General features: G+C 73.6%; 22 protein-coding genes. 13 read left to right on the top strand and 9 right to left on the bottom strand.

Annotation, left to right across the window (positions count from 1 at the left end):
- Nucleotides 1–98 precede the first annotated feature (98 nt).
- On the top strand, nt 99–3,824 hold the full coding sequence (locus tag DB32_RS14045; RefSeq protein ID WP_053232968.1) for a tetratricopeptide repeat protein: 3,726 nt from the start codon (nt 99–101) through the stop codon (nt 3,822–3,824).
- Nucleotides 3,825–3,826: 2 nt separating this feature from the next.
- Nucleotides 3,827–5,047, top strand: coding sequence for a DUF6986 family protein (locus DB32_RS14040; protein WP_075097518.1), 1,221 nt, complete (start codon nt 3,827–3,829; stop codon nt 5,045–5,047).
- A 2-nt stretch (nt 5,048–5,049) separates the two neighbouring features.
- Here the strand turns inward: DB32_RS14040 and DB32_RS14035 are convergent, their stop codons facing one another.
- Nucleotides 5,050–5,739: a CAP domain-containing protein gene (locus tag DB32_RS14035; RefSeq protein WP_053232967.1), complete on the bottom strand. Its 690-nt coding sequence runs from the start codon at nt 5,737–5,739 to the stop codon at nt 5,050–5,052.
- Nucleotides 5,740–5,819: 80 nt separating this feature from the next.
- Between DB32_RS14035 and DB32_RS14030 the strand changes: the two genes are divergently transcribed.
- Nucleotides 5,820–7,370, top strand: a complete 1,551-nt coding sequence (locus tag DB32_RS14030) for a CapA family protein (RefSeq protein ID WP_169791445.1) — start codon at nt 5,820–5,822, stop codon at nt 7,368–7,370.
- Here DB32_RS14030 and DB32_RS48185 read toward each other — a convergent pair whose 3' ends face one another.
- The gene (locus DB32_RS48185) at nt 7,371–8,099 is read right to left on the bottom strand and encodes a hypothetical protein (RefSeq protein ID WP_169791444.1); all 729 of its coding nucleotides are present in this window, start codon (nt 8,097–8,099) and stop codon (nt 7,371–7,373) included.
- 160 nt (nt 8,100–8,259) lie between these two features.
- Here DB32_RS48185 and DB32_RS48180 point away from each other — a divergent pair, with 160 nt between their 5' ends.
- The 7 genes from DB32_RS48180 to DB32_RS13990 all read left to right on the top strand — a co-directional run bounded on the left by DB32_RS48180 (nt 8,260) and on the right by DB32_RS13990 (nt 13,803).
- A complete protein-coding gene (locus tag DB32_RS48180) occupies nt 8,260–9,219 on the top strand; it encodes an alpha/beta fold hydrolase (protein ID WP_169791443.1) in 960 nt (319 codons plus the stop codon).
- 35 nt (nt 9,220–9,254) lie between these two features.
- On the top strand, nt 9,255–10,934 hold the full coding sequence (locus tag DB32_RS14015; protein ID WP_053232963.1) for a fatty acyl-AMP ligase: 1,680 nt from the start codon (nt 9,255–9,257) through the stop codon (nt 10,932–10,934).
- A gap of 40 nt (nt 10,935–10,974) precedes the next feature.
- On the top strand, nt 10,975–11,223 hold the full coding sequence (locus DB32_RS14010; RefSeq protein ID WP_053232962.1) for an acyl carrier protein: 249 nt from the start codon (nt 10,975–10,977) through the stop codon (nt 11,221–11,223).
- A 44-nt stretch (nt 11,224–11,267) separates the two neighbouring features.
- On the top strand, nt 11,268–11,510 hold the full coding sequence (locus tag DB32_RS14005) for an acyl carrier protein (protein WP_053232961.1): 243 nt from the start codon (nt 11,268–11,270) through the stop codon (nt 11,508–11,510).
- A gap of 147 nt (nt 11,511–11,657) precedes the next feature.
- The gene (locus DB32_RS14000; protein ID WP_053238808.1) at nt 11,658–12,068 is read left to right on the top strand and encodes an acyl-CoA thioesterase; all 411 of its coding nucleotides are present in this window, start codon (nt 11,658–11,660) and stop codon (nt 12,066–12,068) included.
- Nucleotides 12,055–12,789: a carbohydrate-binding family 9-like protein gene (locus DB32_RS13995; protein ID WP_053232960.1), complete on the top strand. Its 735-nt coding sequence runs from the start codon at nt 12,055–12,057 to the stop codon at nt 12,787–12,789. The genes DB32_RS14000 and DB32_RS13995 overlap by 14 nt, the downstream gene beginning before the upstream one ends.
- A gap of 102 nt (nt 12,790–12,891) precedes the next feature.
- The gene (locus DB32_RS13990; protein ID WP_053232959.1) at nt 12,892–13,803 is read left to right on the top strand and encodes a hypothetical protein; all 912 of its coding nucleotides are present in this window, start codon (nt 12,892–12,894) and stop codon (nt 13,801–13,803) included.
- A 469-nt stretch (nt 13,804–14,272) separates the two neighbouring features.
- Here DB32_RS13990 and DB32_RS13985 read toward each other — a convergent pair whose 3' ends face one another.
- Nucleotides 14,273–16,684: a serine/threonine-protein kinase gene (locus DB32_RS13985; RefSeq protein ID WP_053232958.1), complete on the bottom strand. Its 2,412-nt coding sequence runs from the start codon at nt 16,682–16,684 to the stop codon at nt 14,273–14,275.
- A gap of 152 nt (nt 16,685–16,836) precedes the next feature.
- On the opposite strand from DB32_RS13985, the gene DB32_RS13980 reads away from it, so the two are divergent.
- Together DB32_RS13980 and DB32_RS13975 are read left to right on the top strand one after the other, a co-directional pair.
- On the top strand, nt 16,837–17,886 hold the full coding sequence (locus tag DB32_RS13980; protein WP_083457371.1) for a PP2C family protein-serine/threonine phosphatase: 1,050 nt from the start codon (nt 16,837–16,839) through the stop codon (nt 17,884–17,886).
- Nucleotides 17,887–18,391: 505 nt separating this feature from the next.
- Entirely contained in the window at nt 18,392–19,474 is a 1,083-nt protein-coding gene (locus DB32_RS13975) for a putative metal-binding motif-containing protein (RefSeq protein WP_157069031.1), read from the top strand.
- 8 nt (nt 19,475–19,482) lie between these two features.
- Here DB32_RS13975 and DB32_RS13970 read toward each other — a convergent pair whose 3' ends face one another.
- Nucleotides 19,483–20,046: a hypothetical protein gene (locus DB32_RS13970; RefSeq protein WP_157069030.1), complete on the bottom strand. Its 564-nt coding sequence runs from the start codon at nt 20,044–20,046 to the stop codon at nt 19,483–19,485.
- 59 nt (nt 20,047–20,105) lie between these two features.
- Here DB32_RS13970 and DB32_RS13965 point away from each other — a divergent pair, with 59 nt between their 5' ends.
- Complete coding sequence (locus DB32_RS13965) at nt 20,106–20,630, top strand: O-acetyl-ADP-ribose deacetylase (RefSeq protein WP_053232955.1); 525 nt, start codon at nt 20,106–20,108, stop codon at nt 20,628–20,630.
- 116 nt (nt 20,631–20,746) lie between these two features.
- Here DB32_RS13965 and DB32_RS13960 read toward each other — a convergent pair whose 3' ends face one another.
- From DB32_RS13960 to DB32_RS13940, 5 genes are read right to left on the bottom strand one after another with little or no spacing between them, the layout of a single operon-like run.
- Nucleotides 20,747–21,412 carry a hypothetical protein gene (locus DB32_RS13960; RefSeq protein ID WP_053232954.1) on the bottom strand — a complete coding sequence of 222 codons (666 nt, stop codon included), beginning with the start codon at nt 21,410–21,412 and terminating at the stop codon, nt 20,747–20,749.
- Nucleotides 21,413–21,423: 11 nt separating this feature from the next.
- Nucleotides 21,424–22,200 (bottom strand): methyltransferase domain-containing protein, encoded by a 777-nt coding sequence (locus DB32_RS13955; protein WP_053238806.1) that lies wholly within the window; start codon nt 22,198–22,200, stop codon nt 21,424–21,426.
- Complete coding sequence (locus DB32_RS13950) at nt 22,197–23,111, bottom strand: ROK family protein (RefSeq protein ID WP_053232953.1); 915 nt, start codon at nt 23,109–23,111, stop codon at nt 22,197–22,199. The genes DB32_RS13955 and DB32_RS13950 overlap by 4 nt, the downstream gene beginning before the upstream one ends.
- Nucleotides 23,112–23,129: 18 nt before the next feature.
- A complete protein-coding gene (locus DB32_RS13945) occupies nt 23,130–25,478 on the bottom strand; it encodes a hypothetical protein (RefSeq protein WP_053232952.1) in 2,349 nt (782 codons plus the stop codon).
- Between the two features lie 50 nt (nt 25,479–25,528).
- A complete protein-coding gene (locus tag DB32_RS13940; protein ID WP_053232951.1) occupies nt 25,529–25,951 on the bottom strand; it encodes a hemerythrin domain-containing protein in 423 nt (140 codons plus the stop codon).
- Between the last annotated feature and the right edge of the window lie 94 nt (nt 25,952–26,045).

Raw genomic sequence — 26,045 nt, 5'->3', positions numbered from 1 at the left:
AACGATAGACGCGCACACCTGCCGCGTCGGTCGGGCGGGCTCCCCCCGCGCGCGCGAATGAGGGGCGCGCGCGCGACCCCTTTTGGTAGGATGCCGCCGTGGCGAAGCCCCCCGGCACCAGCTCGGCGCACGAGCTCGACACGCGGCTCCTGCGGTTCCGCACCCGTCCGGGCAGCGAGGACGCGAGCCGACTCGCCGCCGATCTCCTCCAGGCCGACCGCGCGGTCGACGCGATCGACGTGACCGCGGCCGGGCTGCGCGGTGCGCCGGACGACCTCTCGCTGCTCGTGCTCGATGGACGGGCGCACTACGCGGCGGGCGACCTGCTGCGCGCGCAAGCGGCGTTGCTCAAGGCCGCGCGCATCGCGCCGGCGCAGAAAGAGCCGTTCCGCTGGCTCGGCGAGGTGCTGCTGAAGCGCGGCGATCCCCAGCGCGCGATCAAGGTGCTCGAGCGGGCGCGCGCGATCGACGCGGACGACCGCACGGTGCAGGCGCTGCACCAGCGCGCGGAGCGCCTCGCGCGCATCGCGGACAGCGAGGCCGACGCGGATCTCGGCGTGCCTTCTCTCGCGTCCGACGGCGACCTGCCCGAAGAGCGCACGGTGGTGCGCGCCGAGGTCTCGGCGCAGCTCGCGAACAGCACGCGGCCGCCCTCCCCCGCGCCGGTGCGACGCGCGGAGCACGATCTCCCGGAAGAAGAGGACTCGCCGACCTCGCTGATGGATCGGCAGGACATCGTGAAGGCGCTGCAGCCCCTCAAGGGCGCGCCCGCGACCGCGACGCGTCCGCTCGAGCCCCGCGGAGACGAGCCGCGCGCCGCGACGCCGGGCCTCGGCGCGCCCGATCGTCCGGTGACGCGCCCGCACAAGGCGACGCTCCCGCTCGGCGCGGGGATCGTGCCCGCCGCGCGGCCCGCGCCCGCTGCGAAGCCGACGCCCGCGCCCGCCGTGAAGCCGATGGCCGCGGCGCCGATGCCCGCCGCACCGATGCCCGCCGCGTCGCGACCGACGCCGCGGGGGCCTGCGTCGGCGATGCCACCGCCGCTCGCACCGCGTGCGACGCCGCCCGCGCCGACGCGACCGGCCGAGCCGCCTCGCGCATCGACGCCGCCGCCGCTGAGGCCCGCGGAGCCGCCGCGCGCGTCGGCGCCGCCCGCCCTGCGATCCGCCGAGCCGCCGCCCCCCGAGCCGTTCGCTGCGCGTCCGTCGCCCGTGCCGGCGCGCCGAGCTCTCGACGACGTGCCCGCCGCGCCGCCGCGCCTCGCCGAGCCCGTCGTCTCCCCCGCGCCGCCTGCCGCCGAGAGCGTGCGTCCGCCGCTCGCGCGCGCGTCGTCGCGTCCGCCCGCGCCGGAGCCCGAGGACGCCGAGCTCGTCGCGCCCGACGACGATGCAGTGCCGCGGCCGGCGCCCGACTTCGAGACCGGTGAGCGCGCCGGCCACCCCGAGGACGTCGACGAGATCCTCGGGATGCTCGAGTCGCAGGGCATCTTCGAGCCGCCGACCGGCGACGTGGCCGCGTGGGCGCCGCGCAAGGAAGCGGGCGTCACCGGCACGCGCATCGGCGTGTGGATGGCGGCCGCGTGGGTGCTCACCGCGGGGCTCGCCGCGGGTGGCTGGTTCGGCTGGCAGAAGTACGTCGAGCAGCGCCACGCGCGCGCCGCCGAGCTCGTCGCGCAGGCGCGCGAGGAAGCGCGCATCGGCGACCACCAGCGCCTCGTCGACGCCGAGCGCCACCTGCGCGAGGCGCGCGAGCTCAACCCGAACGACGCGACCAACTCCACGGTGCTGCTCTTCGTGCAGGCACAGCTCGCGCTGGAGGACGGCGCGTTCGAGGTGGGCTATCTGCGCCCGGCGATCGCGCGCGCCGAGCGCATGGAGGCCGACGCGCAGTGGCTGCACGCGGCGCGCGCGGTGATCGCGGCCGGCGAAGGCGATCGCGAGGCGGCGCGCACCGCGATCGGGCACGCGCTCGAGAACGGCGGCGCGGAGCAGGCGGGCATCCTCTACGTCGCAGGGCGTCTCGAGCAGCGGCTCGGCGTGGACACGGCGCTCGAGCACCTGCAGCAGGCCGTCGAGCGCGACGCGCAGCTGACCGCGGCGGCGATCGCGCTCGCCGAGGCGCGCCACGACGAGGGCCGTCCCGAGGAGGCCGTCACGCTGATCGATCAGGTCCTCGCGCGCGACGCCGAGAACCTCCGCGCGCAGCTGTGGCGCGCGTTCCTCACGGCCGACGATCGCGATCCCGGCGAGGCGATCGCGGCGCTCGCGCCGATCGAGGCGCGGCTCGAGCACGGCGCGCCGACGGATCGTGTGCTCACCGAGCTCACGCGCGCGCGGCTGATGCGTCGCCAGGGCGAGCACGAGCGCGCGGCCGAGGCCGTCGATGCGGCGCTCCGCGCGGGCGCGCAGGAGCCGCGCCTGCTCGCGCTGATGGCGCGCGCGGCGATGAACGCGGGGCGCCTCGTGCAGGCCGAGTACGCGGCGACGGCCGCGGTGCGCGGGAGCCCGTCGAGCGTCGATTTCCGGAAGCTTCTCGCGAACATCCACCTCGAGCGCCGCAACGGCGAGCGCGCCATCGCGACGCTCGCGCAGCTGCCGGCCGACGATCCCGACGTCGTGCTGATGACGGGTCGCGCCGCGATCCTCGTGGGCAGCGACGAAGCGCTCGCGGGCGCGGGCGCCGCGCTCGATCAGTACGTGCAGGAGCACGAGGACGCGAACGTCGAGCTGCGCGCGCTGCGCATCCGCATCGGCGTGCAGACGGGCGACCCCGCGCCGATGCTCGCGGCGGCGCGACAGCTCGCGCGCGACAACCCGGGGGATCCGGTGGCCAGCCTGGCGCTCGGCGAGGCCGCGCTGCGCGCGCGTGATCCCGAGACCGCGGCGCGCGCGCTCGAGCAGGTCGTGCAGGCCTCGCCCGACGACGCCGAGGGCCACTATCTCCTCGGCCGCGCGCGACGCATGCAGGGCGACGGCGAGGGCGCGAAGCGCAGCCTCGAGCGCGCGATCGCGCTGCGCTCCGAGCACGTCGACGCGAAGATCGCGCTCGGCGGGCTGCTGCTCGACATGGGCGAGGACGAGGCCGCGGAGCGCCTCTACGGCGAGCTCTCGCGCGCGGCGGGCAGCGCGGGCGGGCTCTCGCTCGCGGCGGCGGGTCGGCTCGGGCGCGTCGAAGCGCTGATCGGGCTCGGTCGCCTCGACGACGCGCAGGTGCAGATGGAGGGCGTGCGCGAGGGCGATCGCGAGACCGCCGCGGCGCGCTTGACCGGCGCGCGCCTCGCGCTCGCGCGCGGTCGAGCCGGCGATGCGATCCGCGATCTCCGCGCGCTGCTCCCCGCGGAAGGAAGCGGACAGCAAGCGTCGCCGACGGTGCTGGCGCTCTACGGCGACGCACTGCTCGCGGCGGGTCAGGTCGAGCCCTCGGCAGCCGCGTACGAGCAGGCGCTCGCGACCGACTCGGAGCTGCCCGAGGCGCTGATCGGACGCGCCGAGCTGTACGTGCGCGGCGAGGCCGAGCGCGATGCTGCGCCGCTCCTCGCGCGCGCTCGCGCGTCGCTTCGCACGCGCATCCGCCCGCCGCGCCTGCAGGCGCGCTTGACGATGCTCGAGGGGCGCGTCGCGCTGATGAGCCGCGACATGGACACCGCGCGCACCAAGCTGCGCGAGGCCACCGCGATCGCCGGCGTACCGGTCGAAGCGTTCTTCCATCTCGGCGAAGCGCTCGCGGGTGAGAACGCGCCCGAGGCGCGCGCCGCGTACGAGCGCTACCTCGCGCTCGCGCCCGAAGGCAGCTTCGCGAGCCGCGCCCGACGCGCCATCCGTTGATCATGCTCGAGGACGATCCCGACATCGCGCGATCGCTCGCCGCGCTCGCGCCGACGAAGGCCACGCCGGTGCGGCGTCAGCCGATCCACGTGGTGTACGCGGGCGCGCCGCGCTTCACGGCGGAGCTCTCGACGAAGCTCGGCGCGATCGCGCTCCGCGCCCTCGACGAGCACGCGAGCGACCCGCTCGAGCTCGCGCGCGCGCTCGGCAACGATCCGCGCTCGGCGGCGCGGGTGCACGAGCGCGTCCGTCAGAAGCTCGAGCGCGAGCCGGTCGAGGACTTCCGCATCGACTTCGAGGACGGCTACGGGCCGCACTCCGACGACGAAGAGGACGCGGACGCGCGCCGGGCCGCGGCCGAGCTCGTGCGAGGGCTCGATGCCGGCACGCTCCCGCCGTCGATCGGCATCCGCATCCGCCCGCTCGAGGGCGAGAGCGCACGTCGCGCGCTGCGCACGCTCGAGCTCTTCGTGACCGAGGCCGGGCGCTTGCCCTCGCCGTTCGTCGTCACGCTCCCCAAGGTCGAGTCGGAGGACGCGCTGCGTCTGCTCGCGCGCGCGCTCGATCGCCTCGAGGCGCAGCTCGGCCTCGCGCGCGGCGCGATCACGATCGAGGCGATGATGGAGACGCCGCGTGCGCTGCTCGACGCGCGCGGCGCGTGCCCGCTCTCGCGATGGCCCGACGCATGTGACGGTCGGCTCTCCGGCGTGCACCTCGGCGCGTACGATCTCTCGGCGTCGATCGACGTGCCCGCGCCGCACCAGACGCTGCACCACCCGATCTGCGTCGACGCGCTCCTGCGCGCGCAGCTCGCGCTCGCGGGCCGCGACGTGCACGTCTCCGACGGCGCGACCACGCGGCTCCCGCTCGCGCCCAAGAACGCAAGCCACGACGACGCACGCGCCGCGGTGCACGGAGGCTGGCGCGAGCACGCGGAGCACGTGCGCGAGGCGATCGCGCTCGGCGTGTGGCAGGGCTGGGATCTCCATCCCGCGCAGATCGTCGCGCGGCTCGGCGCGCTGCACGGGTTCTTCCTGGGCTCGCTCGCGGACGCGACGGCGCGCATGGCGAACTTCCGCGCCGAGCGAGAGCGCGCGACGCGCGTCGGCGCGACGTTCGACGATGCGGCCACCGGGCGCGGCCTGCGAGGGTTCTTCGCGCGCGGTCTCGCGTGTGGCGCGCTCACGCGAGACGATCTCGCTGCCGCGGGCCTCGACGGCTGATCTCAGTCGGCGAAGTCCTGCGTCCAGTACGGCCCGTTGCCGCCGCACGCGACGTGCCCGATCCCGATGCGGCCGAACTGCTCGCCGAGGATGTTCGCGCGGTGGCCCGAGCTGTCCATCCACGCATCGTGCACCGCCTGCGGCGTCGGCTGGCCTCGCGCGATGTTCTCGCCGATCGCGCGCCAGGAGACGCCCTGCGCGTCGATGCGATCGCGGAACGTGCGCCCGTCGAGCGAGTCGTGCTCGAAGTAGCCCTGATCGCACATGTCCTGCGAGTGCAGGCGCGCCGCGCGCGTCAGCCCGGGATCGCACTCCAGCGGTGAGAGCCCCGCGCGCGTGCGCTCCTCGTTCGTGATCCGCAGCTGCTCCTGCTCGATCGGATCGCCGCACTCCGGCGGCGGCGGGTCCGTGCAGCGATGTCGGCCCGCGACGACGCCGCACACGCGCGCGTCGTCCGCGCAGCGCTCTTCGCGCACGGCGCCACCCTCGCACCAGCGCGCCGTCGTCCCGTTGCACGCGCCGATCTCGCCGAGCGTCTCGCACTCGTCGCCGGTCGCTGGGCCCGCGTCCGCGCCTCCCATCGCTCCGTCGAGCGACACGCGCGGCCGATCGTCGTCGACCGATCCCTCGCAGCCCGTCATCACCACCACGAGCACGATCGCGCACACCGCGACGCTCCTCGAGCACGACATCGATACCACCTCGCGCGCGCGAGCATAGGGTGGCTCGCTCTCCGCGCGGAAGAGGGCTCGGCTCGGTGTACCGTCGCGGCGTGCGTGCCCTCGCCTGCCGCGCCGTCGTCCTCGCCGCGCTCGTGCTCGCGCTCGCGCCGGTGCGCGCGCAGGACGCGGACGGCCCCGAGCTCGCGCTGGGCGGCGACGTCATCTTCGACGGCCACATCACCTACGCGATCGAGCGCTTCTTCGGCGACGCGCCCGGGCCCGCGCTGCGCGAGCTCCTCGCCGAGACGACGCCCGCGCTGTCGCGCGCGGACCTCGCGATCGTGAACCTCGAGACGCCGGTCGGACCGCGCACCCACGAGCGCGGCCCCGAGCACGACGCGCCCACGTTCGCCGCACCGCCCGAGCTGCTCGACGCGCTCGCGCAAGCGGGCGTCGACGCGCTCACCGTGGCGAACAACCACGCGTACGATCAGGGCGTCGCCGGCCTCGCGAGCACGCTCGAGCACACCGCGCGCGCTCGGCTCCCCGCGATCGGCGCAGGGCGCGATCTCGACGACGCAGCGCGCGCGATCGTGCTCGACGCGCGGGGACATCGCATCGCGATCGCGGCGTTCAGCGAGGGCACGAACCGGCGCGTGCGCGACGGAGATCCCGACGCGCCGCGCATCGCGATCGCGAGCGACGAGCGCATCGATGCATCGGTGCGCGCGGCGCGGCGCGATGCCGACTTCGTCGTCGTGAGCCTGCACTGGACGAGCCCGCTCGACGATCGCCCCACCCGCACGATGCAGCGCTTCGCGCGCGTCGCGGCCGACGCCGGTGCCGATCTCGTGTACGCGCACGGCCCGCACCAGCCCGCGCCCGCGGGTCGGATCACGACGAGCGACGGGCGTGTCGTTCCCGTGCTCTGGTCCCTCGGCAATCTCGTCGCCGTCATGGACGTCGACGACGATCGCGTGCACGCGCCCGAGCCCTCCGTGCGCGACGCGATCGTGGCGCGAGTGCGCACGCGTCGCAGCGATCACGGCCGCCTCGAGGTCGCGTCGATCGCGAGCGACGCGTACTGGATCGCGACCCCGCAGCGCGCGTGGTGGAGCGACCCCACGAGCGCGATGGTGCGCCCGCTCTCGCTGCGTGCCGAGCTCGCCCGGATCGCGCGCGCGGCGTGCGGCCCGCGTTGTGATCGCTACGCCGCGTCGTACCGCGCGCGGGAGCGCATGCTCGCGTCGCTGCTCGGCGCGGAGACGCCCGTCGAGAGCGCCTCGCCCGAGCTCGCCTCCACGACGCCGATCGCGAGGCCGCGGAGCGCTCCGCGCATCGAGCACGAGCCTCCCACGATCCCACCCGAGCTCGCGCGAGGCGTCGCGCTGCGCATCGAGTTCCCGCACGACGGCGCGGTCGAGTCCTCGGTCGATCGCGCGCAGATCCGAGCGATCGCCGATCTCCTGCTCGCGGATCGCAGCCTGCGCGTGGAGATCGTCGCGCGTCCCGCGCGGACCGAGCGCGCCGGGATCGCGCTCCAGCGCGCCCACCGCGCGCGCGGCCTCGTCGCGATCCTCGGCCCCTCGCGCGCCCGCTTCACCCTGCGCGACGCGCCGCCCGCCGCGACCGCGTCGATCACGCTGCGCGTGTCGCGCTGATCAACGGAGCGGCACGGCCGCCGAGAACGGCGAGACCTGTCCGTACGCGTCGACGAACGCGATGCGCCCGCTCGCGCCCTCGCCCTCCGGCGGCGCGACGGTCCCCTCGGGCGCGCTCGCGCACCGCGCCGGCTCGCTCCACACGACGACCTCGCGCTGCCCCTCGATGGCCGGCTGCCACGCCGCGGGCGCGCCATCCTCGCCCCACGCGACGACGATCGCGACGATCCCCGCCGGCACCGGGAATTCCAGCGTCGCGCGAACCTCCGTGCGCGGCGTGCGGCGCGACGACATCCCCGTCGCCGCGACCCGTCGCAGCTCGCTCACCGAGGGCCGCGTCGGCACGCCCGGCAGCGGCGAGCGCCCCACCGCGATCGAGCTCGTCGCGCCCAGCGCCGGCGCGCTGAACGTGCCCGGCGTCAGCCGCGTCGCGGCCGCGAACCGCACGAGCCCCGGCGCGAGCTCGCGCGCCACCAGATCCTGCGTCCGGCGCCCGCGCACGAGCTGGACCCCGCTCGGCATCGCCACGTTCTCGCCGCTGCTCGAGCCGACCATCGCCACGACGATGCCGCCACCGTCGCGCGGAAGGCTCGCGGTGACCGGCGTGAGCACGCGCGGCGCCAGCCCCTGCGGCGCGCATCTCGCGTCCGCGCGCGTCGCCCAGCCCGCGGCGACGGTCCACACCAAGCTGGCCAGAACGACGAACGACGACACGGCTCGAAGACGCATGGCCTCGACCTTCGGCGATCGAGCAGCCCACATCAACCCCGTCGTTCTCCGCGAAGCGCTCGACGCAGTGCGTAGCGAGCCACGCGCTCCGGCGCGGCTCTCAGGCCCGAAACATCATGAATTCCGCTCGGCACGCGACGTGTATCATCGTCGTGCCATCGTGCCGCACAGGTTCATGCAGCTCTCGGATCGCTTCCTCGTCGGCCAGCTCCAGCTCCGCGGCTTCACGAGCCGCCGAGTCCGTACGAGCGCCGGCCACGTGCACGTGCTGGAGGCCGCCGGCCGCGGCTCGCTGCCGCCGCTCCTCGTGCTCCACGGGTTCTCCGCCGCCGGCCACCTCTACGACGGCGTCATGCTGCGGATGCGCCCGCACGCGCGACGCATCGTCGCGCCCGACATGCTCGGCCACGGCCTCAGCGACATGCCCGCGGCGGGCCTCTGCGAGAGCGCGTGCCGCAGCGCGCTGCTCGAGACGATCGACCGCATCGTCGACGAGCCCTGCATCGTCTTCGGCAACTCGCTCGGCGGCGCGGCCGCGCTCACCCTCGCGATCGACCGCCCCGAGAAGGTGCGCGGCCTCTTCCTCGTCGCCCCCGGCGGCGCGCCGATGGACGCCGCCGAGCTCGGCGCGTTCGTCGATCGTTTCCGCCTGCGCACCCACGACGAGGCGCTCGACTTCGTCGACCGCCTCTTCGCGAAGCCGCACCCGATGCGCCAGGTGCTCGCGTGGGGCACGCGCAAGCAGTTCGGCCGCCCCGGCCTGCGCGACCTGCTCGAGCGCGTGAAGCCCGAGGATCTCCTCTGCCCGCGCGAGCTCGGTCGCCTCCGCATGCCGATCCAGGTCGTCTGGGGCGCCGCCGACCGCATCCTGCACCCGACGCACCTCGACTTCTTCCGCCGGCACCTGCCCGCCCACGCGAAGCTGCAGGTCGTCGAGCACTACGGGCACACGCCGCACATGGATCACCCCGAGGAGCTGCATCGACGGCTGCTCGCGTTCGCTCGGCTCGTGCACGCGCGCACGCCGCAGCGCGAGGTCGTCACGAGCCCGGGCGTCGAGCTCTCGGCTTCGGCCGAACGGCCGGAATTGCCGGGCATTTCGGCCTCCGTCGCTCCTTGACAGCCTCTTCACCGCCCCATAGAAAGCGCGCGCCCATGACGGCCTATCCCTCGACGCTCGTCGAAGCGCTCGACCGCCTGCCGGGCGGCGAGGCGCGCGGCTTCCGGTTCTACGGAGCCGATCGCCAGGAGCGTTACTTCCCGTACGAGGCGATGCGCGCCGAGGCCCACCGTCGGGCCGCGTTCCTCGCCGCGCTGGGCATGCGGAAAGGCGACTGCGTCGCGCTCGTGCTCCCCGAGAACCACGAGTTCGTGCTGAGCTTCCTCGGCGCGAGCGTCGGTGGGTTCGTCCCGGTGCCGATCTTCCCGCGCGCGTCGTTCAAGGGCGCGGATCAGTACGTCGACACGCTCGAGCACATCGTGAAGGCCTCGCACGCGAAGGCCGTCATCTGCATGCAGCAGAACCGCGACATCGTGGATCAGCTGCGCGGCCGCGAGGGGCTCGAGAACCTGCCGATCCTCGACACCGAGACCGGGTTCACCGGGCAGGCGCCGCCCTTCGCGCCGCCGGTCGTCACGCCCGACGATCTCTGCTTCCTCCAGTTCACGAGTGGATCCACCAACCGCCCGAAGGGCGTGATGGTGAAGCACCACAACCTCGTCGCGAACACGACGTCGTTCCTCGGGCCCCACGGCCTGGCGCGCACGCCGGACGACGTCGGGGTCTCGTGGCTGCCGCTCTTCCACGACATGGGCCTGATCGGCTTCGTGCTCGGCACGCTGATCGTCGATCTGCCCGTCGTGCTGATGCCCACGCCGACGTTCGCGCGCATGCCGCGCATGTGGCTCGAGCTCATCACGAAGCACCGCGGCACGATCACGTACGCGCCGAACTTCGCGTACCAGCTCGTCACGAAGCGCTGCAACGAGAAGGACCTCGCGGCGCTCGACCTCTCGAGCCTGCGTGTCGCGGGCTGCGGCGCCGAGCCGATCCGCGCGCGCACGCTGATCGAGTTCGCCGAGAAGTTCCGCCCGGCGGGGTTCAAGAGCCACGCGCTCCTGCCGAGCTACGGCATGGCGGAGAGCTGCCTCGCGATCACGTTCCACCAGCGCAGCACCGAGATGATCGTCGATCGCGTCGACGGCGCGGCGATGAAGAGCGGTCGCGCGACGCCGAGCGCCTCGCCCGACGCGCTCGAGCTCGTCTCGTGCGGCGTGCCCTTCCCGGGCCACGAGCTCGCGATCGTCGACGAGAGCGGCCAGCCAGTCGGCGAGCGCGTCGTCGGTCAGATCCTCAGCAAGGGCCCGAGCGTCACCGAGGGCTACTTCGAGAACCCCGAGGCGAGCGCCGAGTCGTTCAAGCACGGCTGGCTCTGGACCGGGGACCTCGGGTACGTCGCGGATGGCAACGTGTACATCTGCGGGCGCGTGAAGGACCTGATCATCCTGAACGGCGCGAACCACTACCCGCAGGATCTCGAGTGGGCCGTCGGCGAGATCGAGGGCGTGCGCCGCGGGAACGTCGTCGCGTTCAGCGTGATGAAGGACGGCGTCGAGCAGCTCGTGATCGCCGCCGAGGGCAACAGCGGCGACGCCGCGCGCCTGCGCACCGAGATCGCCGAGGCGATCCAGAAGAGCTTCGGCCTCACGCCCGCGCACGTCGCGATCTGCGCGGTGGGCGCGCTGCCCAAGACGTCGAGCGGCAAGGCCCAGCGTCGCAAGACCCGCGCGATGTGGGAGAGCGGCGAGCTCGAAGAGCATCCGGTGTCGGCCTGAGCGGCCGATCGCCTCCGGCCAGATCGAGAGAAGAAGACCGATGAACCGTTCCGAGCTGATCAAGACGTTCCAGCGGATGGCGAGCGAGATCGCCGAGAAGGACTTCAGCCACGTCACCGAGGACGCGAAGATCGCGGCGCTCGGCATCGACTCGCTCGGCATGCTCGAGCTCGTCGGTCAGATGGAGCGCGAGCTCGGCGTGCAGATCCCGGACGAGCAGCTCGTCGGCATCCAGACCGTCCGTCAGCTCCTCGATCTCGTCGAGAAGCGCGCGGTCGCGGCGCGTTGAGCCCAGACCCGTAGCGCCCCAAGCGGCGAGAAAGAGCAGTCGCGATGTCGGACAGCGACCTGAGGGAGAAGCTCCGCGAGATCATCGCCGAGGTGAGCGAGGTCGACGAGATCCCGGACGAGACTCCCTTCAAGGAGCTCGGGATCGACTCGATGATGGCGATCGAGATCGTCGCGGAGGTGGAGCGCACCTTCAAGCTCTCGATCCCCGAGGACGAGCTCAAGAAGATGACGCACTTCACGGCGGTATACGACCTCGTGAAGAGCAAGCTCGCCGCCGCGGCTTGAGCTTGCGGGAGGGGTCTTGGGAAGACCCCTCCCCCCGACCGGCGGAGCCGGATCGGGGCCCCCACCCAAACACTGCGCGCGGGGCCCCAACCCCGCTTGCTCTCGAGCGCCGACGCCGTCGTGAACCGAGGTCGCTTCGTTCCCCACGTGCCGGACGATCGCACCGCGGTCGTCCGGCATCGTGCTCGTGTGGGCTACGTCGACACCGACAAGGCCGGTGTCGTGCACCACACGGTCTATCTCGTGTGGATGGAGGCCGGGCGCATCGAGTACCTGCGCGCGCGCGGCGTCGACTATCGACGCTTCGAGGTGGAGCGCGGGCTCGCGATGCCGGTCGTGGAAGCGAACCTCGCGTATCGCTCGCCCGCGCGCTTCGACGACGAGGTCGTGATCGAGACGTGGGTCTCGTCGGTCACGCGCGCGCGGATCGTGTTCGAGGCGCGTGTGCTGCGCGACGGCGAGGTGCTGTGCGAGGGCGCGATCACGACCGCCGTCGTGCACCTCGCCGAAGCACGACCGGTGAGCGTGCCGGAGGAGCTCCGTGATGCGTGCTCGTGAGCTGGTGATCGCGGCGTCGCTCGTCGCGAGCGGATGCACCTGCGCGACGCCTCCGCCTCGCACCGAGATCCCGACGCTGCGCGTGCCGCGCGCGAGCGCACCGCCCACCCTCGATGGTCGCCTCGACGACGCGACCTGGCGCGACGCCGCGCGGACCGAGCGCTTCGTCGACACGATGGACGGCTCGCACGCGCAGCCCGAGGTCACCGCGCGGATGGCGTGGGACGACGACGCGCTCTACGTCGCATTCGAGGTCGACGATGCGCTGCTGCGCTGCGATCTCGAGGGGCACGACGCGCACCTCTGGGAGCAGGACGCGGTCGAGCTGATGATCGATCCCGACGGCGACGGGCGCAGCTACGCGGAGCTGCAGGTCTCGCCGACGCACCTGGTGTTCGACACGTGGTTCGATGCGCGGCGCGTGCCCCAGCCCTTCGGTCACGTGACGTGGTCGAGCGAGCTGCGCTCCGCGGTGTCGACCGACGGCACGCCCAACGACGACGCAGCGGACGACGGATGGACCGCCGAGATCGCGATCCCGTGGAGCGCGTTCGAGCGCCTCGGCACGCCGGCGTCGCGCCCTTCGCGCGGCGACACCTGGCGCATCGCGCTGTACGTGCTCGACGTGCGCGCGCAGGGACAGCTCGGCGTCGGATGGTCCCCGCCGCTCGTCGGCGACTTCCACGTCCCGGACCGCTTCGGACGCGTGACGTTCGAGTGAGGTCGAGCACCGCGCGGGCGTGGATCGGTCCGGCACGCGCGCTGACCGCGCCACGGCGCGCGTCGTGCGAAACCATCGCGGGCGCGGCATGTCTCAGCCGGCATGCGACACGTCCTCTTCCTCGGTCTGACCGCGTGTGCCTCGACGCTCCCTGCCGCGTCGGAGACGGCTGCGTCCACGCAGCCGCCCGCAGAGGAGGCAGCGCCTCCGGCCGACGAGCGAACGACGCAGGCGCGGGGCCTCCGTGCCGACGAGCTCCTCGAAGCGGCGGGGGTCGCGACGTTCCTCGAGGACCACGAGCTGCACGTCGCCGCGGTGGACGAGGCGGCGATCGAGCGCTGGCTGTCGCGGAAGCCGAGCGCGGTGTTCCTCTACACCGAGCGATCGCTGGAGATCGCCGAGGGAGCGAGCTTGCGCGGCGAGTGCCAGCGAGTCGCCGTGTGGGACGACGTCGTGGTGAACCAGCTCTCGATCGTCGTGTCACGGCACGGCGACGAGCGCGTCGTGGTCGACCTCGGACAAGAGAGCGTCTCGGTCGTCGAGCAGCGGCTCGAGCAGCGGCGCTGGCAGGCGAGCGGTGTGCGCCGGCTCCCCGTCGGCGTGATCGCGTGGGACGATGCGCACGTCGCCTACGCCGAGGGCGCGGAGATCCACGAGCTCGCGTGCGTGCCGACGCTCCGCCCCGTCCCGTGCGTCGAGGATCGGTGGGACGGCCCGCGCGGTCACTGCGTCGACCACGCGCTCGTCGTGCGCCCGTGGCGCGCGCCGACGGTGCTCCACGTGGGCGGCGTGATCCCCGGCCACCGAGATCCGATCCCCGAGATCCCCTCGGAAGAGTGCGAGGTCACGTGCGCGCCGAGCGCGTGCGACGAGGCGCTGCGCACCGCGCACCTGCCGCGCGCGCCGCTCTACGCGGAGCAAGATCCGGTGTTGGCGGTATTCCGCACGCAGACTGCCTGTCGCGCGTTCGTGGCATCGCGCGGACCGCGCACGCCGGACGCCGCGACGTGGTGAGCGTGTGATGCGCGCAGGCGGCGATCTCGGTCCGACCCAGCGCCGGCGAGCTCGGTCTCGATGGGTCCGACCCATCGACGCCGACTTCCAGCTCGATCGGCATGGGTCCGACCCATCCACGCCGACTTCCAGCTCGATCTCGATGGGTCCGACCCATCCACGCCGACTTCCAACTCGATCTCGATGGGTCCGACCCATCGCGGGGCGAGCTCGAAGTCGATCTCGATGGGTCCGACCCATCACCCGACGACTTTCGAGTCGATCTCGATGGGTCCGACCCATCACCTCACGACTTTCGAGTCGACCTCCGATGGGTCCGACCCATCACCTGACGACTTTCGAGTCGATCTCGATGGGTCCGACCCATCACCGCCGAGCCTGAACTCGATCTCGATGGGTCCGAGCCATCACCGGCGATACCTGACGGGCCCGACCCAGCACCGGCGATCCGAAGATCGCGCCGGCGTCCTCAAGGCGTGACGGGATCGGCGCTCGCGCCCTCGGGCGCGCGCACGTCGAGCGTGCCGGTGTCCTGGGGCCTTCGCGCCGGCTGCTCGCCCGGATCGAGGATCTCGCGCAGCTGCGCCACGCGACGCCGCAGCGTGACGAGCTCCTCCATCGCGCGCTCGCGCGCCGCTTCGGACTCGCGCAGCTGGTTGTCGAGCGACTCCGCGCGCGCGGTCACCTCGCGTCGCGCGGCGCGCGAGATCTCGAGCTGATCCTCGAGCTGCTCGACGCGCCCGCGCGTCTGCTCGAGCTCGCCCTCGAGCTCCGCGGTGACGCGCTCCGAGTCGATGCGCAGCTCGTCGATGTGCCGCGTCAGGTCGCGCACGCGCGTGAGCTCGGTGTCGAGCTGCCGGCGCTGCGTCAGGAAGGTCTCCTGCATCGTCGCGAGCGCCTCGCGCGTCTCGTCGAGCGACGCGCTGAGCGACTCGCGGTCGCCGATCAGCTGACCGATCTGATCGCCGAGGATGCGGATCTGGCCTTCCGCGGTCGCGAGCTGATCCGCGAGCTGCTGGCGCGTGAGGCGGTTCTGCTCGTAGCGCTCGAGCAGCGCCGCGTGGTCGGCGTCGAGCGCCTCGAGGCGCGCCGCTTCGACCATCAGATCGGCGCGCGCGGCCTGGGCCTCGGTGCGCGCGCGGCTGATCTCGAGCTCCTGCAGCTCGGTCTCGCGGACGAACACGTAGACGAGCGCGCCGAACGCCGCGCCGAGACCGACGAGGAGCGGCACGAGCCACTGCAGCACCGCGCGACGTCGCGCGCGTCGCTCCTCGGGCCGCGTGAGCACCGCGAGCTCTCGCGCGAGCTCTTCCGCGCTCGGCCGCTGATCGGGATCCATCGCGAGCCAGCGCTCGAACGAGGGCGCGAGCCAGCGCAGCTCCTTCGCGCGCGGCAGCGGCGGACGCTCGCGCGCGCGCCGCTCGATGAACGCCTCGATCGCGCCCGCGGGCACGTCCTCTTCCGTGTCGGGCTCGAGCGCGTTGCGCAGCGTGAGCGCGAGCGCGAACACGTCCGCCTTCGGGCCGATCGGTCGCTCGTCGTCGACGTTCGCGTAGTGCGACGCGACCTCGGGCGCGAAGTACACCGGCGTGCCGCCGATCAGCGCTTCGTGCTCCTTCGCCGCGACGCCGAGATCGAGCAGCACCGGGATGCTCTCCTCGTGCTCGCCGTCGGGGCCGAAGCCCTTGATGCGCGCGAGGAACACGTTGTCCGGCTTGATGTCCTGATGCCGGATGCCGTTCGCGTGCAGCGCCGCGAGCGCGCGCGCGAGCGGCTCGAAGATGCGCCGCGCCTCGGCGCGCGCGAGCGGACCGCGCTGCATGCGCTGGTCGAGCGTCTCGCCCTCGTACCACGGCATCACGAACCACAGCCGATCCTCGTGCCAGCCGTGGTCCTTGAACTGCACGACCGACGGGTGGAACACCGCCGCGATCAGCTTGAGCTCGCGCAGCGCGGCCTCGCGCGCCGCGGTCGAGAGCGAGGGCTCGCGCAGCATCTTGAGCGCGACGCGGTGCCCGGGGACGTCGGCGTCGTCCGCCATGTACACGTCGCCGAACGCGCCGATGCCGACGCGCTTCACGACGCGATACCGCGCGCCGATCAGCGTGCCCGGTGGGAGCGCGGCGAGCGACTCGCCCTCGGCGGTGCGCGTCGCGCTCCCCTGCGCGCCCTTCGCGAGCGCGAACGCGTCGACCAGCGGACCGCCGCGCGTGGCGTGCGGATCGGGCGCGTGCGCGCCGAGCAGGTCGAACGCGCGTGCGGTCGCGCGCGCCAGGCGCAGCTCGACGTCGACCAGCGGCTGCTCGACGACGCACGCGATCTCGGCGGGCGAGAGCTCGCGCGCGAAGCGCAGCTCCACGAGCTCGGCATCGTCGCCCGACAGCGAGCGCCGCACGCGCTGCAGCGCGTCGGCGTAGCCGCGCGTCGCGTCGGGCGGATCGCGGAACGCGAGCGCCTCGCGACCGCGCGCGGACACCGGTCGCTGCGCCTCGAGGTCGAGCGCGATGCGCCGCGCGAGGCGGTAGACGTGCGCCTTCGGGCCCGGCTCGCGCACGAGCTCCGACGCGGGCATCGCCGACACGAGACGCCTCAGCTCACGGAACGCGTCCCCGGCGCGCTGCGGGTCACCGAGCCTCAGCGCGAGGTACTGGCGCAGGCCGAGCGCCCACGGTCCGAGCAGGCGTCGACGGAGCGCGTCGGGCGACGTCGCGAGGACGCCCGAGAGCTCGACCGACGCGAGGCTCGCGACCGACGACATCCGCGCCCCACCCTCTTCCCGGCGCGCCTCCGCGTCCTCGCCGCGCCGTCGCACGACCAGCGGCACGACCGTCTCGTCGGGCCCGGGCCGGAGCGGCGATCGCGCCGTGGGGCGGGAGAGCACCCGCAGGAGAGTTACGCGCCCGCGAAAAACACGCAAGAAACCGGTCGGGCTGCGCAGGAGTGTCCTCACCGACGTGGGAGGGCTTACCGCAACGGGACCGAATTGGGCTCCCACCGCACCGTGAGACCTTGTTAGGATGCGAATCGCCCCGGATGACGACTTGGATCATCGCAGGCGTCGCTGGCCTCGTGCTGGCGGCCGTTCTCTTCCTCCTGCTCGGCAGGCGCCGTGACGGAGGCGCGCGCGAGCCTGCTGCCGTCGGCGTGGGCGCGGCGGGGCTCGCCGCGGGCCCGATGCCGCGTCGTCGCGACGCGACGGGCGAGGAGAACGGGACGAAGCTCGCGTCGAGCCCGCCGCCCGGAGCGTCGGCGCACGCGAACGCGAATTCGAACGTCGGCAGCATGGAGATCGAGATCTCCGAGACCGGGCTGCCCGGAGAGATCGAGGAGGACGAGCCCACGGGGCCTCAGCCTCGGATCCTCGTGACCGCGGTCGGCCAGACCGACGCGGGCCGGCGCCGCAAGCACAACGAGGACGCGTACCTCGTGCTGCAGGCGCACTCGCTCTTCGCGATCGCCGACGGCATGGGCGGCTACGCGGCGGGCGAGGTCGCGAGCCAGATGGCGATCGACGTGATCACCGCGTCGTTCGAGACCGGGCACTTCGGCGGCTCGCCGATCCCCGGGCTGCCGCGCCGCGGCGACGAGCTCGTGCGCGCGATCCAGAGCGCGAACGCCGCGATCCTGAAGCAGGCGCGCGCGAACGAGGCCCAGGCGGGCATGGGCACGACGCTCGTCGCGGCGCGCTTCTCGCCGAACCGCAAGCGCGTGTACATCGCGCACGTCGGCGACAGCCGTCTCTATCGACTGCGCGACGGCGAGCTCACGCAGCTCACGACCGATCACACGCTCGGCGCGATGGGCATCCAGGGGCCGAGCGCGAACAAGCTCAGCCGAGCGGTCGGCGTGTTCGACGAGGTCGAGGTCGATCTCAACGTCGACGAGCCGCACAACGGCGACTACTACCTGCTCTGCTCCGACGGGCTGTCGAAGATGGTCCCCGAGGACGACATCGCGAAGCTCATCCGCAGCACGCACGACGATCTCGACGCGGCGGTGCGGAAGCTGATCAGCGATGCCAACGAGCGCGGCGGCAAGGACAACGTCAGCGTGATCCTGATCCGCGTCGACGAGCCGCGCTGAGCTGCCCCGGGGGGCTGAGTTTCCCCGGGGGGCTGTGCGCCCCCCTGTCGACCCCCGAGCTGCGCGCGGGTCCTCAGCCCGCTTGCGATCTCGCGCGCTGCGCCGCGCGTCGAGACGTCGCGCTGAGTTTCCCCGGAGGGCTGTGCGCCCCCCTGTCGACCCCCGAGCTGCGCGCGGGTCCTCAACCCGCTTGCGATCACGCGCTGCGCCGCGTGGCGAGACGTGCCGCGCTGGGTTGCCCCGGGGGGCTGCGCGCCCCCCTGTCGACCCCCGAGCTGCGCGCGGGTGCCCAACCCGCTTGCGATCGCGCGCGCTGGGCGGCGGGTCGAGACCTGCGCCGCGCGCTTCGCGACGAACCAGCCTTCGTCGCGTCGGCGGGCGGGGGTTTCCGGGCGCGTGGTGGTCTGTGATAGCCTCGCATTCGACGCGCGATGTCCGCGCGATTTCACCGCCTCCGACGCGCATCGCGTTGCGATCGTGCCTCGACGGGCAGAGGTGCTTGGCCGTGCCGACGCAAGCTGAGAAGGCCGTCTCGCTGGTCTCGTCGATCGCTGCCCTGCTCGTCGTGACAGGCGCGCTGGCGGGCTGCGGTGGCGGGGGCGGCGACGATGGTGACGACGTGGACGCCGGCACGCGCGACGCGCAGGTCAGCGGCATCGACGGCGGACGACGCGACTCGGGGCCGCCCGTCGATGCGATGGCGCCGCCGTCGTGCGAAGGCGTGAGCTGCGAGCCGTTCGAGTACTGCTTCGAGGGCGAGTGCGCGCCGTACCCGCCGTGCGCGGGCGACGGGACCTGCCGCGCAGGCTCGACCTGCCACGCGCGCTACTGCGTGCCCGACGACGTCGACGTCGACGGTGACGGCTCGCCGGCGGGCGAGGACTGCGACGAGACCGATCCCGAGAAGAGCCCGCTGCTCGACGAGATCTGCGACGGCGACGACGAGGACTGCGACACGAACGTCGACGAAGGCGACCCCGCGGCGATCTGCGAGTACTACCCGGGCGGCGGCGTGTGCATCGACGGCTCGTGCGGATGCCCGAGCGGCACGTTCGATCTCGATCGCACCGTGCCGGGCTGCGAGTGCGCCGCGATGCCCGACCTCGGCCAGGGCGTGACGTGCGAGACCGCGATCGACCTCGGTGACTTCCCCGACTCGCCGGGACGCACGCACGTCGTGACCGGCAACGTGCTGCCCGACGATCGCGTCGTCTGGTACCGCTTCACGGCGACCGACGTCGCCGACACGACCTGCGACAACTTCCACGTGCGCGCGCAGCTGATGACGAACCCCGACGACACGTTCGAGATCACCGTGTCGCGCGGGAGCTGCGGCGGCGTCGCGTGCCCCGGGCCGGCCACGCCGACGATCGACTACTCGTGGGCGACCGACTTCCGCGGCGACGTGGGAGGCGTGGTGTCCGGGCAGTGCCCGTGCTGGGCGTCGCCCACGGCGCCGAGCGATGCGGCCGCGCACTGCACCGACGACACCGCGACGTTCTTCGTGCGCGTGCGGCGTCGCCCCGGCGCTGCGCTCAGCTGCGCGACCTACGCGCTCGAGATCTCGAACGGGATGTACGACAGCTGAGCGCTCGCTCAGGGCAGGTCGACGGTCAGCGCGCCGCCGAACGTCCACGCGCTCTCGGAGAGCGAGCTCGTCGCGGGCAGGCCGAAGTACCAGCCGTGATGGACGCGCGCTTCGACGGCGACGCCGGTCACGATCGTGACGCCGATGCCACCGCCGATGCCCGCCGACCACGCGTCGACGAGGCCGTCGCCGCGGCTCGGCAGCTGGAGCCGCGAGCCGGTGATCTCGAGGTGCGGCACGAACCCGAGCTCCGGTAGATCGGGGCGCAGCGTGAGCAACACGCCGCCGCCGAACGCCGGCGCGTCGCTCATGCCGCCATCGGCGAACGCGACCTGGAGGAAGCCGCCGGCCGCGAGCGGTCCCGCGACGTTGAACGCGACCTCGGCGCGCACCAGCGGGCGGAACGCGAGCGACCCTGCGTCGTCGCCCGCGAGGGCGCCGCCGCTCACGGAGACGTGACCGCTCTCGGGATCGACCTCGGGCGCGTCCTCGGCGTGCGCCGCGCATGGGACCGCGATCCCGACGAGCGCGGCGCCGAGCACGGCGCTCCACCTGGACGTACTGCGGCCCATGTGGGCGCGAGCCTTACCACGCGTGCCCACGACCTGCAAAAGCGCACTACGCTGCGCGCATGGCGATCACGGTCGAGCGCGGTGACATCACCGAGGTCGAGGTCGAGGCCATCGTCAACGCAGCGAACGAGACGCTGCTCGGCGGCGGCGGCGTGGACGGAGCGATCCATCGCGCCGCCGGGCGCGAGCTGCTCGACGCGTGTCGCGCGCTGCCGATCGTCGAGCCGCCGCGCGTGCGGTGCCCGGTCGGCGAGGCACGCATCACACCGGCGTTCGGCAAGCTGCGCGCGACGTGGGTGATCCACGCGGTCGGGCCGCGCTATCGCGGCGTGTCGGAGGACGCGCGACTGCTCGCGTCGGCGTTCCGCTCGTCGCTCGCGCTCGCCGAGGCGAACGAGGCGAAGAGCGTCGCGCTGCCCGCGATCTCGTGTGGCGTGTTCGGGTATCCGATCGACGCAGCGGCGCGCATCGCGATCGGCGTCGCGCGCGAGCGCGCGTGGCGCATCGACGCGATCCGCTTCGTGCTCTTCAGCGACGACGTGCTCCGCGCCTTCCAGGACGCGCTCGCGAAGAGCGCCCCCTAGGAAGGGCCGAGGCCCTGCGCGCGCGCCGCTGCCCCCCGACCCCGGCGCGCGCGCAGGACTCCGGGGATAGCGCACTGCGTCGTAGCCGTCGCTCGCCCGACCGGGTGATCCCCGCGTCAGGGTCGCCGCATGCGTGGGCGCGCGACGGTCTCGTCGAGCGTGTCCGACCAGCCGTCGTAGTGGATCCGCGCACTTCCGTCGTCGTAGGTCTGGAGCACGGTCGCGCGATACCAGGTGCCGTTCCACTCGACCCAGACCGGCGCGCCGACGCTGAGCGCGTCGCTCGGCGCGAGCGCGGTGCCGGGCGTGGTGTACGCGCCGGGCACCGACGCCGGCGCGTCGCTCCCTCTCACGAGCACGATCACCGCCGCGATCGCGACTGCGAGCAGCGCGAGCAGCACGAGCACCGCGCGCCCTGCGCCCTTCCCCGCGCGCGGGCCCGGCGGCGTCGCGCCGCGCGGCAGGATGCGCATCGGCCCGACGTCCTCGTCCCACGAGCTCGACCAACCGTCGTAGTGGATGCGCCACTCGCGCGGGCCGACGACACCGACGACCGTCGCGTCCCACCACGAGCCGCGCCACTCGACGATCACCTTCTCGCCCGCGCGATACGCGCTGTGCGGTGCGTCGATGATCTCGCCCTTCCGCGCGCGCTCCGCATCGGCGAGCGCGCGGTCGCGCGCCTCGCTCGCGGCGTCGCGCTCGGCGCGCAGCGCTTCGACCTCGCGCTCGAGCGCCTCGTTGCGATGACGGAGCGCGTCGCGATCGTCGCGGAACGACATGCGCTGCGATCCTACTCCGATCGCGCGGCGCGGAAGAGGACGCGCTCGAACGGGAAGAAGAACGGTCGCTCGTCGGGCAGGCGCGCGCGGAGGAGCTCGCGATATCGCGCTTCGAACGGCGCGTGGAGCTCGCTCGGGAGGCGCGCGAAGTACGCCGTGAGCAGCGTGCCGCGCGTCCAGTCCGCGACCGCGTCGCGCGTGTCGAGCACGTGCGGATGGACCTGTCTCCGCACGTGCACGTCGACGAGACCGAGCGTGTGGAGCGCGCGCGCGTAGTCGGCGATCTCGAGCACCGGCGAGACGCGCGTCCATCCGGCGAGCGCGTCGCGGAACGGAGGCTCGAGCGCGACCTCGGCGGCGACGGTGTGGGAGGGATGACGTTCGTTCGCGGGCACCTGCACCGCGAGCTGTCCACCGGGCGCGAGGAACGACGCGAGCCGCGCGAGGAGCGCGGGATGATCGTCGACCCAGTGGAGCGCGGCGTTGGAGAAGATCAGGTCGAGCGGCGCGTCGGGCGTGAACGACTCGATCGAGCCACGCGCGAACGAGAGCCCGGGCGCGAGGTGCGCCGCGCTCTTCGCGAGCATCGTCTCGCTCGAGTCGATGCCGAGCGTCGTCGCAGCCGCGAGCGTGTCGTGCAGCACGCGCGTGAGCTCGCCGGTGCCGCACCCGAGATCGACGGCGCGCATCGCCGCGCGCGGACGTACGAGCGCGAGCAGATCGTGGAACGGCTGCGCGCGCTCGCGCGCGAAGCGCGCGTAGAGGTCGGGGCGCCACTCGCTCGTCATCGCGCGCCCTCGATCGGCCAGAGCCACGCCGCGCCGCGCACGCCGCTCGAGTCGCCGTGCTGCGGAGGCACGATGCGCGTCGTGACCACGTCGCTGAACACCCACGCGGGCAGGCGCGCGGGCAGGTCGCGATAGAGCTGCGCGATCGACCCCACGCCGCCCCCAAGCACGATCACGTCGGGATCGACGAGGTCGATCACGATCGCGAGCGAGCGCGCGAGGCGATCGACGTAGCGCGCGAGCGTGGCGACGCACGCGGGATCGCCGGCGTCGGCGCGCGCCGCGATCGTCGGCCCGTCGATTCTCTCGCCGGTGTGCGCACGGTGATCCTCGGCGAGCGCGGGCCCCGAGCACCACGTCTCGACGCAGCCGTGACGCCCGCAGTAACACGCGCGGCCGGGGCGCTCGTCGTCGCGCGGCCAGGGCAGCGGTGTGTGGCCCCACTCGCCGGCGACGCCGTGGCGACCATTCAGCACGTCGCCGCGCACCACGACGCCACCGCCGACGCCGGTGCCGAGGATCACGCCGAAGACGATCTCCGCGCCCGCGGCCGCTCCGTCGCTCGCTTCCGAGAGAGCGAAGCAGTTCGCGTCGTTCGCGATGCGCAGCGGACGACCGAGCGCGACCGAGAGATCGCGATCGAGCGGGCGGCCGTTGAGGCACACCGTGTTCGAGTTGCGGAGGAGCCCGGTCGCGGGCGAGAGCGCGCCCGGCGTGCCCACGCCGACGCTCGCACCCGCGCAGCCCGCGTCGCGCTCGACCGTGCGCACGAGCTCCGCGATCGCGCCGATGATCGCGTCGTACCCCTCGCGCGCCGGCGTCGCGACGCGCCGGCGGACGGCGATGGTCCCGTCGTCCGCGAGCGCGATCGCTTCGATCTTCGTCCCGCCGAGGTCGACCCCGATCCGCATGGCGCAACGGTAGCCGGCTCAGGGCTCGTCGTCGCCGTCGTCGTCGTCGTCGAGCTGCGCCCAGCGCGCTTCGAGCAGCGCGGCGCGCCGCTCGAGGCGCTCGGCCCACCACGGCTCGCCGAGCTTCTCGGTCTCCGCCGCGACGCCGTCCGCCATCTCGCGCTCGAGCTCTTCGAACCGCGCGACGAACGTGCCGCCCTCGTCGCCCTCGATCTCGAGGTCCGACGTGTCGCTGCGGAAGTCCGCGAGGTGCGCGCGCAGCTCGAAGAGCGCAGCCGCCGCGTGATCGAGATCGGCGCGGGCGATCGCCGAGCGGAAGCGGCCGCGCGCGAGCGTGAGGAACGCATCGATCGCGTCCTCCCAGCGCGTGAGCCACGTCCACAGCACGTCGAGCACGCGGCCCGAGAGCTCGAACACGCGCTCGCCGTCGCCGAGGTCCTCGTTCACCTCGATCGCGCGCACCAGGGCCTCGTGCGCGCGGCGGTGTGCCTCGTCGAGCGTCTCGCTCGTCGCGTCGCCCGACTCGAAGAGCGCGTCGGCCTCGGCCTGCCAGAGATCCGCGATCCGCTCCCAGATCTCGTCCTCGCGGCGGCGGCCGTCGGGCACGCGATCGTAGAGCGCGAGCGCGCGCCGCAGCCACGCCTCGCCGACCTCGGGATCGCTGGTGCGCAGCGCGACGGCGATCGCGCGCTCGGCCTGCTCCTCGGCCTGCATCGGATCGCTCGGCTCGGGGAGATCCTGCGCCGGGAGCTGCACCCGACCGCCGGGACGGAAGCCGCTGCGCGCCGCGCGTCCCGCGGCGGCGAGACGGCCGGTCTGCTTCGCGAGCATCGCGCAGCGCTCGATCGCGCGCACCCAGCGCTCGTGATCGCGCGCCTCGAAGTACGTCGCGAGCTCCTCGAAGAGCGCGAGCGCGCCCGCGAGATCGCCCTCGAGCTCGAGCGCGCCGGCGAGGATCTCCTTCGCCTCCATCGCGAGCGCGCGATCCTCCGAGGTGATCGCGTGCTCGAGCCAGCGGCGCGCGAGCGCGATCGTGCCGCGCTCGATCTCGCGGTCTCCACCGCTGCCCGACGAGCACAGCGCGCTGCGATCGACGAGCGCAGCCACGAGGTCGAGCGTGTCCTCGTCGGGCGCGACGAGCGCTCCGTCGACCCCGAGCCGCGATGCCGAGAGAATCTCGGCGTCGCTCGGGGGGAGCAGCGGATCCGCGACGAGCGCCGCGATCACGCGCGCGTCGGCGTCGTCGGTGATCGACGCGCGCAGCCGCGCGAGGCGCGCGCCGCGCGCCGCCTCGGACCACGGCGCCTCATCGAGGAGCTCGCGCACGCGCGCGGCGTCGACGGGATGCATCGCCTCGAGCGCGTCGGGGCGCAGCGCCGCGAGCACGTCGAGCATCTGCTCGTGCGCGGTCACGCGCGCACGCAGCGCGAGCTTCTCCGCGTCGCGCGCGAGCGCGAGATCGGCGAGCCGATCGAGCAGCATCAGCACGCGCCCGCCGTCCTCGAGCAGCGCGGGCCGCGGCAGCGGATCGCTCGCGAGCGCGGCGCGGGCGGCGAGGGCCTCGCCGACGCGATCGACGAGCGCCTCGAGCGTCGCGACCGTGGGCTCGCGGAGCCGCGACTCGAGCTCCGCCTCGAGCGCCTCGTCCCACGGGAAGAAGAGCGTCGACGCGATGTCCCACGCGAGCAAGCGCCCCTCGCGCTCGGGGTGCCCCGCGACGCGCGGCGCGAGCTCCGCGACGAGCGTGCGCACCGGCGCGACCTCGAGCCATCCCGTCAGCTCGTCGAGCAGGCGATCGATCTCGACGTCGGGCAGCCCGCCGTCGCGCACCAGCGCGTGGTAGTCGCGCACCGCCTGGCGCGCCTCGCCGAGCTCGCGCGCGGCGAACGCCCAGCTCGCGCGCTGCCTCAGCCACTCGAAGCGCTGCGTGGGGCGCGCGCCGAGGTACCCGAGCGGCAGCTCCGACGCGGCGAGCATCGACGCGCCGTGCGCGTACCAGCCGAGCTCGACGAACGCGCGCGACAGCGCGATCGCGCGCTCCACCTCGAGCTCCAGCGCGCGGCGGACGTCCTCCGGGAAGCGCACCGCGCGCCGCAGCGCGGGCAGCGTGCGATCGACGCGCTCGCGGAACCCGAGCAGCGCGTGCACGCGCGGGCGCTCGACGTGGCGCACGCCGAGCCCGCCTCCGCGCACGCCACCGAACCCCGCGCCGAGCTCGCTCTCGGCGCGCACCAGCGCTTCGATCCCGTCGAGCGCCTGCCCCGACTCGAGCGCGCGATCGGCCTCGCGGAGCGCGGCATCGACCACCTCGTCGGGCGCCGCCCCCGCACGGAACGACGCGAGCGCCTCGTCCAGCGTGCTCGCCATGAGGCGCGCGCTCTAGCACCTCGCGCGGGCGGGGGCGAGAAGCGAGGCCCTCAGCGCACCAGCGCGTCGACGACCGGGTAGAGCTGCTTGTTCTCCGTCGCCATGCGGCGTCGCAACATCTCGAACGTCTCCAGCGTGGAGACCACGAACGCGCGCGGCTCGATCGAGATCGCGTGCGCGCTGGACCAGCGCGCCTCGTACGCGTCGAATCCCTCGTACACGGGACCGAGCTCGCGGACGAGACGCTCGGCGAGCTGGCGCACCTGCGGATCGTCGTGGCGCAGCAGCTCGGGATAGAGCGCGTCGTTCTCCATCGCGGCGTGAACCCGCAGCTTCCCCGCGAAGCGCGCGACGAGGCGCCGGCAGACCGACGCGTCCTGCTCGAGCACCTCGACCCGGAGATGCGTGCCGATCTCCACCGCGAGCTCCTGGAGCTCCTGGTGCTGCCGCCGGAACTGATCGCTTCGTCGCATCGCTCGGCTCCCCTCGAGCGACCTACGAGCGAGCCGGCGCGGTGGATCGCGGATGGCGCGGATCACCTGCGAAACGAGGGCGAAAACGCGACAT

The organism is Sandaracinus amylolyticus, from assembly GCF_000737325.1.
GTDB classification, from domain to species: domain Bacteria; phylum Myxococcota_A; class Polyangia; order Polyangiales; family Sandaracinaceae; genus Sandaracinus; species Sandaracinus amylolyticus.
This window is presented reverse-complemented; position numbering and strand designations above follow the sequence as displayed.